The following is a 13,330-nucleotide window of genomic DNA, read 5'->3' as shown; positions in this document are numbered from 1 at the left end:
GAGTCCGCATGAAACGCGATTTAGCAATGTCATTCTCTCGTGTCACTGAAGGTGCAGCACTAGCTGGTTACAAGTGGCTTGGCCGCGGCGATAAAAACGCTGCAGATGGCGCTGCTGTAGAAGTAATGCGTAGCCTACTGAACAAAACCGAAATTAGCGGTGAGATCGTTATCGGCGAAGGTGAAATCGATGATGCACCTATGCTATACATCGGCGAAAACGTCGGTATTGGCGGTGATGCAGTAGATATCGCCGTTGACCCAATTGAAGGGACACGCATGACAGCAATGGGGCAATCAAATGCATTGGCTGTATTGGCTGCAGGCGAAAAAGGTAGCTTCCTAAAAGCACCTGACATGTACATGGAAAAATTGGTTGTTGGCCCTGGCGCAAAAGGCGTGATTGACCTAGAACTACCACTGACAGAAAACCTAGAAAACATTGCGAAAGCACTAGGTAAAACACTCGATACGCTGGTAGTAACCACACTGGCTAAGCCACGTCATGATCAAGTGATTGCCGACATGCAAGCAATGGGTGTTCGTGTATTCGCAGTGCCAGATGGTGATGTTGCTGCTTCTATCCTCACGTGTATGCCAGACAGTGAAGTCGACGTAATGTACTGCATCGGCGGCGCGCCTGAAGGCGTGGTTTCGGCTGCGGTTATTCGCGCACTCGACGGCGACATGCACGCACGTCTGCTTCCTCGTCATGAAGTAAAAGGCGATACAGAAGAGAACCGCAAACACGGTGAGCTTGAACTAGAGCGTTGTGCTGAAATGGGCGTAACGGCGGGTATCGTGTTGAAGATGGAAGACATGGCTCGTAGCGACAACGTTGTGTTCTCTGCAACGGGTATTACTAAGGGTGACCTACTAGAAGGCATCACTCGTACAGGCAATATCGCAACCACAGAAACACTGCTTATCCGTGGTCGCTGCCGTACTATTCGTCGCATCAAGTCTATTCACTATCTAGAACGTAAAGACCCAGAAGTGATTGGTCACATCCTGTAAACCTAAACTAGGTTCAACAGAACACGCGAAGGCTGATACCAAGTATCAGCCTTTTGTTTTATTGGCCATCAATAACCTGTGCATTTCACCTACGCCATAGTAAATGGTTTGCTTTATAAACACCTTGCCTCATAATAGTAAGGTTCATTAGGTAGAGATAGTATGAAAACAAGCGACAAAATCTTACAGACCATTAAGCGTCAAGGCGCGGTAACCGCGAAACAGTTGTCAGAAGAATTTGGCATGACGACAATGGGTGCCAGACAGCACCTACAAAGTTTGGAAGATGACGGTATTCTTGCGTTTCATGATGTTAAAGTAAAAGTAGGTCGCCCAACTCGCCATTGGTCACTGACTCAACAAGGCCATGGTCAATTTTCAGATCGACACGGTGAACTCACCATTCAAGTGATCGATGCTGTCGAGAACCTGTTTGGTAAAGAGGGGTTAGCTAAGGTTGCGGCCGAGCGCGAACAACACACTCTTAAGCAATATCAAACCGCGCTGTCTGATTGTGACTCGCTGATCAGCAAGCTTAAAAAACTTACCCAGCTGCGTGAAGACGAAGGCTACATGGCTGAACTTCAAGAGCATGACGATCACTACATCTTGATCGAGAACCACTGCCCTATCTGCAAGGCTGCGACTCGCTGCCCTAGCCTGTGCCAATCTGAGCTCAATGTTTTCAAAGAATTACTCAAAGATGAATGTCATGTGAGCCGCACTGAACACATCATTACTGGCGAGCGTCGTTGTACTTATACCTTAACGCCAAGTTACTGATCCTGTCTCAATATTGAGAAAACACCAATAGATTAAAATTTGTACAAATTTCTTTCTTAAGCTTAAAGCATATGAAACATGCTTAATGCTAAGGAAGGAATCATGGCACATCCACAGCCCAATCAAAAACTGCCCCCTTTTGATGAACTAGTCCAACTCGCGAAAAGCGATCCGAAAGCATTCGATCAATTCAAACACGAGATGTGCGAACAGATGATTTGCTCAGCCTCAGAGACCATGCAAAACAGGCTTCGCGCTCAACAAAGTCATATCGATTTAGTCGTCAGCCGCTGCAAGAATCCACATCACGCTAATGTTGTTCTGATGCAAGAGCTGCGCTGTCAGGTCTGTAAATTCCAAGATGCACTCAAAGGCCGCTGCGATTTTGAAGAATCTCTGCGTGAAAATGTCGTGCCTTTCAGGCCAAATACAGAGCCAAAAATGTACTAGCCGTTGAAATGGACTAGCGACAAAAACCCATTCAAAGAAAAAGGGAGCACAAGGCTCCCTTCTTACTTATCAATCATTCAACCTTTAAACGGGATCTTCGCCGTAATCATTGCGGCCTTCTGTGCCTTTCAACAAGCCACACTCAATCAGAATCCACAAGCCACACACTAATGCTGCAACGGTTGCCGCCATATGAACTGGCGATACCGGCTCTGTCGTGGTCGCTGCCATTGGTGATGCAAGTCGCCCGAGTACAAGCGGTACATTCAGCAATAGCCAGTAGTTAGACTTGTTGCGGTCATGCCAGCGCTTAGCGGTAACAGCAAGATCTGGAATAACAAGTAATAGAAGGAAGATTGGTAACAGGAGATAGGAGTATGCTGGGAACAAAACCGAGATACCGGTGGCAAAACCAGTAATCGCGATATAGTAGAAAATATTCCAAATCCAGTAAGTCTTACGACCAATTCTCCCTTTGAAAGAGAGCAGTAAATCTTTCATCGACATCTTAAATACTCAAAAAATTAATACGCTACCAAAAAGTTAGCAGCAAATAGTCAGTTAATCACTTTCAGTTCGTTGATTATTTTTAGCTAGTTAATCACTTTCTGAAAGCAACTTTTATCCATATCCCTTATGTTGACCGTTAGGCTGCGGATATGGCTTGCCTGTTCTTGTAAGGTTTGCATCAACAAACGCGACAATTCTCTTTTCTGTTCTTCGGTACGCCCTGAAAGTAACTCGAAGCTAATATGAACAAAATCCACATTGTCCTCTTCATCACCGACCAACCAGTTATGACAGCGCAGTGAACGAGACTTCACAGAAGGTACATCAAACAAACCACAGTTTAATGTAACTTGATGAAGATCTTCCAGTAAACCTTGGATATTCACTCGCTCATCCACTGAATTTGAGTACTCTAGAACTAGATTCGGCATTATTACTTCCTATTGTTAACGCAATCGTTTGTCCCTTAATAGCAACTAACGATAAAAAATCCGAGAAGTTAGCTATTATTCTGTCTGCCGGATCACTGATATATGCTCAAAATCTACTCTGACCATTGAGTAAGATCCAAGAAAGTCATGACCACAGTCATGATCTGTTGATATTATTCTGTTATATTATTTCGTAATAAAGTTTACTTTTTTACATTCGATTTATTTAAATACTTTGGAGATATTCCTATGCGTCATCCTGTAGTTATGGGTAACTGGAAACTAAACGGCAGCAAAGAAATGGTTGTTGATCTACTAAACGGTCTTAACGCTGAACTTGAAGGCGTAACAGGCGTAGACGTAGCAGTTGCTCCACCAGCACTTTTCGTTGATCTTGCTGAGCGTACGCTTACTGAAGCGGGCAGCGCGATCATCCTAGGTGCTCAAAACTCTGACCTAAACAACAGCGGTGCATTCACTGGCGACATGTCTCCAGCAATGCTTAAAGAGTTCGGCGCATCTCACATCATCATCGGTCACTCTGAGCGTCGTGAATACCACGCTGAGTCTGACGAATTCGTTGCTAAGAAATTCGCATTCCTAAAAGAGAACGGCCTAACTCCAGTTCTTTGTATCGGTGAGTCTGATGCACAAAACGAAGCAGGCGAAACTGTTGCTGTATGTGCTCGTCAACTTGACGCTGTTATCAACACTCAAGGTGTTGAAGCTCTTGAAGGCGCTATCATCGCTTACGAACCAATCTGGGCTATCGGTACTGGTAAAGCAGCTACAGCTGAAGATGCACAACGCATCCACGCTCAAATCCGTGCACACATCGCAGAGAAATCTGAAGACGTTGCTAAGAAAGTTGTTATCCAATACGGCGGTTCTGTTAAGCCAGAAAACGCAGCAGCTTACTTCGCACAACCAGACATCGACGGTGCTCTAGTTGGCGGCGCAGCGCTAGACGCGAAAAGCTTCGCAGCTATCGCTAAAGCAGCAGCTGAAGCAAAAGCTTAATTTAAACGTCACCGTTTAGATTAAATGAAAGGTCAACTTAGGTTGGCCTTTTTTATTGCCTGAGATTTGGTTTTAAAACAACAGGCACAAAAAAACCGCTGATAAATCAGCGGTTTTTAATATTTTAAACGAACGCTAAACGTGGCTTAGAACAACTCTTCTGCAACGCGGAACAGCTCAGAACGGTCTGGGTTCTGCATGTTCTCGATACAGTCGATGATGTCGTGGTGAACAAGCGCTTCTTTCTCGATACCAACACAACGACCACCGTGGCCTTCTTGAAGAAGGTGAACAGCGTAGTTACCCATGCGAGAAGCCAGTACACGGTCAAATGCAGTCGGGCGACCACCACGTTGGATGTGGCCAAGAACCGTTGCACGAGTTTCACGACCTGTTGAAGCTTCGATCTCTTTCGCTAGTTCATTCGCATCCATCATTAACTCAGTTAGAGCGATGATTGCGTGCTTCTTACCTTTCGCAATACCATCTTGGATATTACTGATAAGCTGATCTTTATCTAGGCCAGTCTCAGGTGTGATGATGTACTCACAACCACCCGCGATTGCTGACATAAGCGTAAGGTCACCACAGTGACGGCCCATGATTTCAACAATAGAAATACGTTGGTGAGAAGAAGACGTGTCACGTAGACGGTCGATTGAATCAATAACAGTGTTAAGCGCTGTTAGGTAGCCGATTGTGTAGTCAGTACCCGCGATATCGTTATCGATTGTGCCTGGAAGACCGATACATGGGTAACCCATCTCAGTCAGTTTCTTAGCACCCATGTAAGAACCGTCACCACCGATAACAACGAGTGCTTCGATACCGTGCTTCTTAAGGTTCTCGATGCCTTTCTCACGAACAGCAACGTCTTTGAACTCAGGGAAACGTGCAGAACCTAAGAAAGTACCACCACGGTTGATCACGTCAGATACGCTTGAACGGTCAAGCTTTTCGATACGGTCTTCAACAAGGCCTTGGTAGCCATCGTAAATACCGTAAACTTCAATGCCAACTGATAGCGCAGTACGAACTACACCACGAACTGCTGCGTTCATGCCTGGAGCGTCACCACCACTGGTCAAAACACCGATCTTCTTAATCATGCTCACCCTCGATTTTTGGGAATCTATTATTCAATTCTTATTCTTGCTGATTGTATATCAACAAGATTTTAAATCTATATTTGTGCGTTATGTTACATTTCCTCAACAGGAATAGCACTTAAATCGCGTAAAATTATGTAACATTTCTACTTCTGTAAGAGTATTACAGTTTTACTCAGTAACTTTGTTGATTCACATCAGAATCAACATTAATTGTTACTAAGGTGGTTTTTGAATCACCGAAGAATTAGTAATTTTTACTCACTTTAGTTCAAAAGCCACCTACTTACCATTTGCCAACCCTTTTTTAGCTCGCTTACCATGAGTGAAATTTCTGCTGCTTCTCGGGTCCAAATACGACCGAATACGGGTCTTGATGAATTAATACATCAGCATCAGGGAAAACAGAGATAAGCTTGTCTTCTACTTCGTCAGAAATGCGGTGCGCTTCAATAAGTGGGATATTATCTTCGAGTTCTAAATGCAATTGAATGAACCGAACAGGCCCTGAACGACGCGTTCTTAGTTGATGCACGCCAAGCACACCCTCCACACTCAGCGATGTCTCTTTTATCTGTTTTAATTCTTCATCTGGCAGCTTTCTATCAAGCAAAGATTGAATGGCTTCTGTTGCCATTTGGTAGGCACTGTAAAGAATGTAGATACCGATACCAATCGCGAATACCGAGTCCGCTTGACCAATGCCAAACCAGCTCAGTGCTAGCGCGAGCATGATCGCTGCATTCATATAAAGGTCGGATTGATAATGCAGTGAATCGGCGGCTATCGCTTGGCTGCCCGTTTTGCTGACAACATGTTTTTGGAATCGAACCAAACCAAAGGTCATTACGATCGCGAACAAGCTGACATAAATACCAATTTCAGGAGAGTTCAGCTCATGCGGTCGGAAGAAACGCTCAATACCATTAAGAATAAGGAAACAAGCGGAACCGGAAATAAACATTGCCTGCGCTAATGCAGCAAGAGACTCAGCCTTACCATGACCAAAGGTATGTTCTTTATCGGCAGGCTGAAGAGAGTAGCGAACCACCACTAGGTTGACGACAGAAGCGGCGATATCCAACAGCGAATCAACCACAGAAGCTAATAAACTGACTGAACCTGTCACCCACCACGCAGCAACCTTCACAACCAATAATATGGAAGCAATGATGGTGGCAGCCCAAGCGGCGAGCGTAACTAAACGTGCGTATTCTTGTTTCATAAATTGGCTATAAAGTGACTGATAGCACAAAGTATAACCCGCAAACAACCGATTGAATATGACAGCCATGATGTAATACATTCATTTTTAAAGATCAAAAAAGCGGCACTAGGCCGCTTTTTTCTAAACACTTTCAATCAATTCAGCTTTCTCAAGCCATGAATTACTTGTCTTTGTTCATGCGTTTTTCCATTTTGTCAGCACACTTCGCCATGCGCTCTTGTTGGATTTCTTTCAGCTGAGTCTTTTGCTCAGGCGTTAGTACGCTCATCATTTGGTGTTGCTTCTTAAGCATTGCTACGCGACGCTCTGTTTGCTTCTCAACCATTTGGCTTGCTAGGTCGTTTGCTGCAGCTTCATCAAAAGTATCAGCTAGAACTAGATCTTGAACTTTCTCGTGATGCGCTTTCATTTGCGCCATTTTATCTGCTTTGTTGCCTGAGTGTTTTGCTTTCATCTCAGCGCGGTTCGCTTCGCGCATCTCTTTTAGTTCTGTTTTTTGAGCATCCGTCAGGTCTAGTTGGCGCATCACTTTCTTATCGAAGCCACCACACTTACCGTGCATACCTTTGTGATCACCTTTATCACCACCGCCGTATGCAAACGCACTCGCTGTACCTAACATAAGTGGAAGTGCCGCTGCTACTAGTACAAGTTTCTTAGTCATTTTCATAATTGTTGCCTCGATTCGGTATAATAAGTCATGTATTGCGTCTGTTTCTCAGCGCTTAGATATAGATTAGTCTTTCCCTCGTAAAGTGACGTTTAGAAAGCGTAAAGAATCGTAAAGAGTGAAAGTTGACGAATAATTAGCAGTATTATTAACCTGTAAATAGTAGATAACCGATTAAGGCTTCCCAATGGCGAACATTCTTCTTATTGATGACGACACAGAACTAACCAGCTTACTGAAAGACATCCTGAGCTTTGAGGGCTTCACTGTTTCCGAAGCCAATGATGGCTATGCGGGACTTGACGCTATCAATGATGAGATTGATCTGATTCTTCTGGATGTGATGATGCCGCGCCTTAACGGTATGGAAACGCTAAAGAAACTGAGAGAAAACTGGGAAACACCAGTATTGATGCTGACTGCCAAAGGCGAAGAGATCGACCGTGTTATTGGCCTTGAACTTGGTGCAGATGATTACTTGCCAAAGCCGTTCAGTGACCGAGAGCTGCTCGCTCGTATTCGTGCCATCTTGCGTCGAACACAGACTAACACCGCGCCTAAATCAACCAGCGACACCATTCAATACCAAGACATCGAAGTCTTCCCTGGCAAACAAGAGGCTTACTGTAATGGACAGATTATCGATCTCACCACCACAGAATTCGCCTTGCTGAGCCATCTCATCCAAAACCCGGGGCAAGTGATCACCAAGGAAGCACTGAGCTTGGATGTTTTAGGCAAAAGGCTGGCGGCGTTTGACCGCGCGATAGACATGCACATCTCCAATCTACGCAAGAAGATTCCAGAGCGCAGCGATGGTAAGTCTCGCATCAAAACCTTACGAGGCCGTGGCTACTTATTGGTAGAGGAAGATTAATGCGCATCCCTAAAATCACCAGCTTATATGGACGTATCTTTGCCATCTTTTGGTTCACCATGTTACTGGTGCTTTTGTCGGTGCTGTCACTTCCCCATTTAGACCCTCGAGTGGCGCGAGATGTGCCCGCAGATCACCTAGATAAACTCGAGCGTATCGCTAAAATTACAGAGAAACGCTACGCCAAAGAACCTAATCTAGGCAAAATTGTGTTCCAACTTGAGGCACCACGTAGCCGCAAGGATTCTCGTGCTCGCATCTATTTAACCGACCTAGAAGGTGCTGTCCTTACGTCAAAAAGACATTCGGACTATAAGCTTAAGGCGATTCGCAACTTTGTTACCTCGATTGATAACCCTGAAGTACCAAAACAGAAACTATACGGACACTACATGGTGGCAGGGCCAGTACCTATCACACTCGCTGGTGAAGAATTACTGATGTATGCCGGAGTAAAATGGAACCAACCACCGCCATTTTTGCTACGACTGTTTGATAGACCCTTACAACTGTTACTTGCGGTAATGCTAGCAAGTACCCCGCTATTGCTATGGCTAGCTTGGGCATTGAGCCAACCCGCACGTAGGCTAGAGCGCGCAGCGCAACGCGTAGCAAAAGGTCAATTTGAGGTCGACCCTCAACTTGAAAAAGGCACCTCAGAATTCAGACAAGCGGGTGAAAGCTTTAACCAAATGGTGGAAGCGGTAAACCAGATGATTTCGGGGCAACAGCGCCTACTTTCTGATATCTCACACGAACTGCGCTCGCCATTGACTCGTCTACGCATGGCCAATGCACTGGCAATTCGTAAGCAAGGTGAGAGCCAAGAATTAGAACGTATTGATACCGAAGCGCAGCGTTTGGAACAAATGATCAGTGAGCTACTGACGCTATCTCGTATGCAGGTCGACAGCCACATCACTCGCGAGGTTCAACCTATCTCGAGCTTATGGGAAGAGATCTTAAAAGATGCAGAGTTTGAAGCTGAACAGATGGGTAAATTACTGACGTTTTCAGAGATCCCAGAGCGTTCTATTTCGGGTAACCCTAAGCTGCTGATGAGTGCCTTGGACAATATTACGCGCAATGCTATCTACTACGGCAAAGACCAAGTGGATGTGCAATTCCATGTTGTCCAAGATCAGCTGACGATTTGCGTCAATGACAACGGTGATGGTGTACCGGAGGATGAACTGGATTCTATCTTCAGACCGTTCTACCGAGTTTCAACGGCACGCGATCGTAATTCAGGTGGCACTGGGCTTGGCCTCACCATTACAGAAAGTGCGATTCGCCAACACAGCGGAACCATCACTGCAAGCCGTAGCCAGCTCGGTGGATTACAACTCGAAATCACCCTGCCAATCTTGCCGGTATAATACCCCCACAAAGATCACAGTTGATAATGATTGTTATTATCATTATGGTAAATCCTCTAATTAAGGAGGATTTACCATGTCACACACTTTCCCTGCTTTACCCTACGCTTACGACGCCCTAGAACCTTACATTGATGCTAAGACGATGGAAGTGCATTACAGCAAGCACCATAGAACCTACTACGATAAGTTTGTTGCGGCTGTTTCTGGCAGCGAGCTAGAGCAACAGTCTCTGACCGAGATCTTCGCTAACATTTCTCAGCACAGTCCTGCGGTTCGTAATAATGGTGGCGGTTACTACAATCACATCTTGTATTGGAACTGCATGTCGCAAGACGGTGGGGGTGAACCCACGGGCGAGCTTGGCGAAGCTATCAAAAGTACTTTCGGAGATTTCGAGACATTCCAAGATCAGTTCGCTCAAGCGGCAATCAATACCTTTGGTTCAGGCTTCGCTTGGCTAGTGGTGGAAGAAGGACAACTGAAGATCATCTCGACCTCAAATCAAGACAACCCGTGGATGGATACCGTTGCCAGTAATGGCGAGCCCATTCTTGCACTCGATGTTTGGGAACACGCCTATTACATCAGCTACCAAAACCGTCGTCCTGATTACATCAATGCTTGGTGGAACGTAGTGAATTGGAATGCGGTATCTGAAAACTACGCGCAGGCACTAGCGAACCAAGCCTAAGCTGAGGGTGGCGAACTGTACTCACTCAGCTTGCCACCGTATACTCTGGCTATCTTTGATTATTCTTGTGAACCAACATGTTTGATATCGCTCTATACGAACCAGAAATCGCGCCCAACACGGGTAACATCATCCGCCTATCAGCTAACTGCGGCGCAAACCTGCACCTTATCGAGCCGCTTGGTTTTGATTTCGAAGAGAAGAAGGTTCGTCGTGCGGGTTTAGATTATCACGACCTCGCACGAGTAAAGCGTCACAAGAACCTAGAAGCCTTCCTTGAGTATCTAGAGAATGAACGTGAGGGTGACTACCGTATCTTTGCTTGTACGACCAAGACCACTGGCCACCACGTTGATGCGAAATTCCAACAAGGTGATGTACTGATGTTTGGCCCTGAGTCTCGCGGCCTGCCTGCTGAGTTCATCGAAAGTATGCCAATGGAGCAACGTATTCGTATTCCAATGATGCCAGAAGCACGCAGCTTGAACCTGTCTAACGCAGTGGCCATTATTGCGTTCGAAGCATGGCGACAAATGGGTTTTGAAGGCGCGGTATAACCGAACGCTCAAGCTTATCTGTTATCTGTTATCTGTTATCTGTTATCTGTTATCTGTTATCTGTTATCAATAATAAACATTAAGTAACAGTAAGTAACAGTCGGCGACACGCAATAAAAAGGCTCTTACCATTATCACTTTCTTGCGAAGGATAACGGTAAGAGCCTTTTCTGTTTGTCTCTCTATATAAAGAGACAAACCATTAATTTAAGCGGTTACGATCGTTGTCATCGTCTTTCTTCTCAAATTCACCCTCAAAAGTGTTGCCGTCTTTTGATTGATCTGATGGGTCGCGATTGAATGGGTCTTGTCCAAATGGGCTCTGGCCAAAACCAGCCTGCCCACCCGCATGGAAACCGCCAGACATATTGGTCACCACCATTTTTTCCATCATTTTCTTGGCAATCATCGCTCTTGGTGCAGGCAGCAATACCAACATGCCGAGTGCGTCTGTCATAAAACCCGGAGTCAGCAGTAAAACACCTGCAACCGCAAGCATTACGCCTTCAAGAATCTGTTGTGCTGGCATTTCGCCTTGTTGCAACCGACCTTGAACAGACATAAGTGTCTGAATGCCTTGGCTACGAACCAGCGATGCACCCACAAATGCAGTGATCAAAACCAACGCGATAGTTGGCCACAATCCTAAGAAGCCACCAACTTGAATAAATAGCCCAATCTCAATGATGGGTACGAAGATAAAGAGTAATAATAAGATAGGAAACACACGCCCTCCTTTGTTACGTCCAGTTTACGCTGAAAGCCCTACCAATCTCAAATTTATCCTGTAAATAAGCGTGTTTATTGACCCGGAATAAGTTTGCTAAATATTGACGAAACAAAAACGAAAAAGGTGATCAACTTAATATTTTTATGCGCTAAGTACAGTATCATGTGCCACATAAGTCAGGACGGATTTATCAGCCCAATATTCTAGCGAACGGAGTATTTGCACACAGAATAGGCTAATAACTAACTATATAATCAGAATAATTCTCTAAGGATCCTGTTATGGCTACTCAATCAGAAGCTCAAGTTGAAGCTCCTCAAGCTACTCGTCTCGAAGAAGATCTATTAGGTCAACGTCATGTTCCGGCTGATGCTTACTACGGCATCCACACTCTACGCGCAGTTGAAAACTTCAACATCTCAAATGTAACGATCTCAGATGTACCTGAATTCGTTCGCGGTATGGTGATGACAAAGAAAGCAGCGGCTTTAGCAAACAAAGAGTTAGGTGTAATTCCAAGCGAAGTGGCTAAATACATCATCGAAGCTTGTGACCTCATTCTAGACACTGGCAAGTGCATGGATCAGTTCCCATCGGACGTTTTCCAAGGTGGTGCTGGTACTTCTGTAAACATGAACGCGAACGAAGTCGTTGCGAACGTGGCACTTGAACTTATGGGCAAAGAAAAAGGCCAATACGAGTTCATCAACCCAAATGACCATGTAAACCTCAGCCAATCTACAAACTGTGCTTACCCAACGGGCTTCCGCATCTCTGTTTACAACAGCGTTCGTAAACTGATCGATGCTATCGAATACCTAAAAGGTGCATTTGAGCTTAAGAGCCAAGAATTCAACACAATTTTGAAGATGGGTCGTACTCAACTTCAAGATGCTGTGCCTATGACGGTTGGCCAAGAGTTCCACGCTTGGGCTGTAACCATCAACGAAGAAATCAAAAACCTAGAATACACTTCAAAACTACTGCTTGAAGTTAACCTAGGCGCAACGGCTATCGGTACTGGTCTGAACGCAGCACCGGGTTATCAAGGCCTAGCAGTTAAGCACCTAGCAGAAGTAACTGGCCTAGAGTGTGTAGCGGCTGAAGATTTAATCGAAGCAACGTCTGACTGTGGCGCATACGTAATGACGCACGGCGCACTTAAACGTCTAGCGGTTAAACTGTCTAAGATCTGTAACGACTTACGTCTTCTTTCTTCAGGTCCACGTACTGGCTTCAACGAGCTAAACCTACCGGAACTGCAAGCGGGTTCTTCAATCATGCCTGCTAAAGTAAACCCTGTTGTACCTGAAGTAGTAAACCAAGTTTGCTTTAAAGTTCTAGGTAACGACAACACGGTTTCTTTCGCAGCAGAAGGCGGTCAGCTTCAATTGAACGTAATGGAACCTGTTATCGCACAAAGCATGTTTGAGTCTTTAGACATCCTGACAAACGCATGTGTGAACCTACGCGACAAGTGTGTAGACGGCATTACTGTAAACAAAGAAGTATGTGAATCTCACGTATTTAACTCTATCGGTATCGTAACTTACCTAAACCCATACATTGGCCACCACGAAGGTGACATCGTTGGTAAGATTTGTGCGGAAACAGGTAAGAGTGTTCGTGATGTAGTTCTAGAGCGCGGTTTATTGAGCGAAGAAGAACTTGATGACATTTTCTCTGTTGAAAATCTGATGCATCCTCAGTATAAAGCTAAACGCTACGAATAACGGTAGCGAGAAAGGGCTCCAAACGGAGCCCTTTTTTAGGCTCCAATACGGTTAACCCTGCTGATCTTGTGGATTTCCGTTAGTTGCGTTTTTGCTTAATTAAACCTAAACCATAGAACTATTATGTGAACATTCCAGTGGCG

Annotated in this window: 15 protein-coding genes; 9 read left to right on the top strand and 6 right to left on the bottom strand. The window is 45.1% G+C overall.

Annotated features, from left to right (window positions below):
• Window positions 1–8: 8 nt before the first annotated feature.
• From glpX to AACU28_RS08905, 3 genes are all read left to right on the top strand, one after another.
• Window positions 9–1,016, top strand: a complete 1,008-nt coding sequence (gene glpX, locus AACU28_RS08915) for a class II fructose-bisphosphatase (RefSeq protein ID WP_004729697.1) — start codon at window positions 9–11, stop codon at window positions 1,014–1,016.
• A 162-nt stretch (window positions 1,017–1,178) separates the two neighbouring features.
• The gene (locus tag AACU28_RS08910; RefSeq protein WP_004729698.1) at window positions 1,179–1,799 is read left to right on the top strand and encodes a helix-turn-helix transcriptional regulator; all 621 of its coding nucleotides are present in this window, start codon (window positions 1,179–1,181) and stop codon (window positions 1,797–1,799) included.
• Between the two features lie 102 nt (window positions 1,800–1,901).
• The gene (locus tag AACU28_RS08905) at window positions 1,902–2,249 is read left to right on the top strand and encodes a DUF3135 domain-containing protein (protein ID WP_121602820.1); all 348 of its coding nucleotides are present in this window, start codon (window positions 1,902–1,904) and stop codon (window positions 2,247–2,249) included.
• Window positions 2,250–2,333: 84 nt separating this feature from the next.
• On the opposite strand, the gene AACU28_RS08900 is transcribed toward AACU28_RS08905, so the two are convergent.
• Both AACU28_RS08900 and AACU28_RS08895 read right to left on the bottom strand, forming a co-directional pair.
• Window positions 2,334–2,756 carry a DUF805 domain-containing protein gene (locus tag AACU28_RS08900; protein WP_102456462.1) on the bottom strand — a complete coding sequence of 141 codons (423 nt, stop codon included), beginning with the start codon at window positions 2,754–2,756 and terminating at the stop codon, window positions 2,334–2,336.
• Window positions 2,757–2,842: 86 nt separating this feature from the next.
• Complete coding sequence (locus AACU28_RS08895) at window positions 2,843–3,190, bottom strand: 5-carboxymethyl-2-hydroxymuconate Delta-isomerase (protein ID WP_004729703.1); 348 nt, start codon at window positions 3,188–3,190, stop codon at window positions 2,843–2,845.
• Between the two features lie 249 nt (window positions 3,191–3,439).
• Between AACU28_RS08895 and tpiA the strand changes: the two genes are divergently transcribed.
• On the top strand, window positions 3,440–4,210 hold the full coding sequence (tpiA, locus tag AACU28_RS08890) for a triose-phosphate isomerase (protein ID WP_004729704.1): 771 nt from the start codon (window positions 3,440–3,442) through the stop codon (window positions 4,208–4,210).
• 146 nt (window positions 4,211–4,356) lie between these two features.
• On the opposite strand, the gene pfkA is transcribed toward tpiA, so the two are convergent.
• The 3 genes from pfkA to AACU28_RS08875 form a co-directional block, all read right to left on the bottom strand.
• Entirely contained in the window at window positions 4,357–5,319 is a 963-nt protein-coding gene (pfkA, locus tag AACU28_RS08885) for a 6-phosphofructokinase (RefSeq protein ID WP_004729705.1), read from the bottom strand.
• 316 nt (window positions 5,320–5,635) lie between these two features.
• Window positions 5,636–6,544 (bottom strand): CDF family cation-efflux transporter FieF, encoded by a 909-nt coding sequence (gene fieF, locus AACU28_RS08880; RefSeq protein WP_026012358.1) that lies wholly within the window; start codon window positions 6,542–6,544, stop codon window positions 5,636–5,638.
• Window positions 6,545–6,707: 163 nt separating this feature from the next.
• The gene (locus AACU28_RS08875; RefSeq protein WP_017077588.1) at window positions 6,708–7,217 is read right to left on the bottom strand and encodes a CpxP family protein; all 510 of its coding nucleotides are present in this window, start codon (window positions 7,215–7,217) and stop codon (window positions 6,708–6,710) included.
• 187 nt (window positions 7,218–7,404) lie between these two features.
• Here AACU28_RS08875 and AACU28_RS08870 point away from each other — a divergent pair, with 187 nt between their 5' ends.
• The 4 genes from AACU28_RS08870 to AACU28_RS08855 all read left to right on the top strand — a co-directional run bounded on the left by AACU28_RS08870 (window position 7,405) and on the right by AACU28_RS08855 (window position 10,724).
• Window positions 7,405–8,094, top strand: a complete 690-nt coding sequence (locus AACU28_RS08870) for a response regulator (protein ID WP_121602819.1) — start codon at window positions 7,405–7,407, stop codon at window positions 8,092–8,094.
• Window positions 8,094–9,473, top strand: coding sequence for an envelope stress sensor histidine kinase CpxA (gene cpxA / locus AACU28_RS08865; protein WP_004729709.1), 1,380 nt, complete (start codon window positions 8,094–8,096; stop codon window positions 9,471–9,473). The genes AACU28_RS08870 and cpxA overlap by 1 nt, the downstream gene beginning before the upstream one ends.
• A gap of 76 nt (window positions 9,474–9,549) precedes the next feature.
• Entirely contained in the window at window positions 9,550–10,167 is a 618-nt protein-coding gene (locus AACU28_RS08860; protein WP_017088984.1) for a superoxide dismutase, read from the top strand.
• A gap of 77 nt (window positions 10,168–10,244) precedes the next feature.
• Entirely contained in the window at window positions 10,245–10,724 is a 480-nt protein-coding gene (locus AACU28_RS08855) for a tRNA (cytidine(34)-2'-O)-methyltransferase (protein WP_004729711.1), read from the top strand.
• Between the two features lie 202 nt (window positions 10,725–10,926).
• Here AACU28_RS08855 and AACU28_RS08850 read toward each other — a convergent pair whose 3' ends face one another.
• Entirely contained in the window at window positions 10,927–11,451 is a 525-nt protein-coding gene (locus AACU28_RS08850; protein WP_012604974.1) for an FxsA family protein, read from the bottom strand.
• Between the two features lie 284 nt (window positions 11,452–11,735).
• Here AACU28_RS08850 and aspA point away from each other — a divergent pair, with 284 nt between their 5' ends.
• The gene (aspA, locus tag AACU28_RS08845; protein ID WP_121602818.1) at window positions 11,736–13,187 is read left to right on the top strand and encodes an aspartate ammonia-lyase; all 1,452 of its coding nucleotides are present in this window, start codon (window positions 11,736–11,738) and stop codon (window positions 13,185–13,187) included.
• Window positions 13,188–13,330: the final 143 nt, after the last annotated feature.

It is taken from the genome of Vibrio sp. SBT000027 (assembly GCF_963894355.1).
In the GTDB taxonomy this organism is placed as follows: domain Bacteria; phylum Pseudomonadota; class Gammaproteobacteria; order Enterobacterales; family Vibrionaceae; genus Vibrio; species Vibrio splendidus.
The sequence above is the reverse complement of the archived record's forward strand: the minus strand, read 5'-3'. Positions and strand labels throughout refer to the sequence as shown.

Excerpts from the sequence above, each read along its gene's own strand:
- glpX (WP_004729697.1), top strand. The coding sequence starts at position 9 with ATGAAACGCGATTTAGCAATGTCATTCTCTCGTGTCACTGAAGGTGCA.
- AACU28_RS08910 (WP_004729698.1), top strand. The coding sequence starts at position 1,179 with ATGAAAACAAGCGACAAAATCTTACAGACCATTAAGCGTCAAGGCGCG.
- AACU28_RS08905 (WP_121602820.1), top strand. The coding sequence starts at position 1,902 with ATGGCACATCCACAGCCCAATCAAAAACTGCCCCCTTTTGATGAACTA.
- AACU28_RS08900 (WP_102456462.1), bottom strand. The coding sequence starts at position 2,756 with ATGTCGATGAAAGATTTACTGCTCTCTTTCAAAGGGAGAATTGGTCGT.
- AACU28_RS08895 (WP_004729703.1), bottom strand. The coding sequence starts at position 3,190 with ATGCCGAATCTAGTTCTAGAGTACTCAAATTCAGTGGATGAGCGAGTG.
- tpiA (WP_004729704.1), top strand. The coding sequence starts at position 3,440 with ATGCGTCATCCTGTAGTTATGGGTAACTGGAAACTAAACGGCAGCAAA.
- pfkA (WP_004729705.1), bottom strand. The coding sequence starts at position 5,319 with ATGATTAAGAAGATCGGTGTTTTGACCAGTGGTGGTGACGCTCCAGGC.
- fieF (WP_026012358.1), bottom strand. The coding sequence starts at position 6,544 with ATGAAACAAGAATACGCACGTTTAGTTACGCTCGCCGCTTGGGCTGCC.
- AACU28_RS08875 (WP_017077588.1), bottom strand. The coding sequence starts at position 7,217 with ATGAAAATGACTAAGAAACTTGTACTAGTAGCAGCGGCACTTCCACTT.
- AACU28_RS08870 (WP_121602819.1), top strand. The coding sequence starts at position 7,405 with ATGGCGAACATTCTTCTTATTGATGACGACACAGAACTAACCAGCTTA.
- cpxA (WP_004729709.1), top strand. The coding sequence starts at position 8,094 with ATGCGCATCCCTAAAATCACCAGCTTATATGGACGTATCTTTGCCATC.
- AACU28_RS08860 (WP_017088984.1), top strand. The coding sequence starts at position 9,550 with ATGTCACACACTTTCCCTGCTTTACCCTACGCTTACGACGCCCTAGAA.
- AACU28_RS08855 (WP_004729711.1), top strand. The coding sequence starts at position 10,245 with ATGTTTGATATCGCTCTATACGAACCAGAAATCGCGCCCAACACGGGT.
- aspA (WP_121602818.1), top strand. The coding sequence starts at position 11,736 with ATGGCTACTCAATCAGAAGCTCAAGTTGAAGCTCCTCAAGCTACTCGT.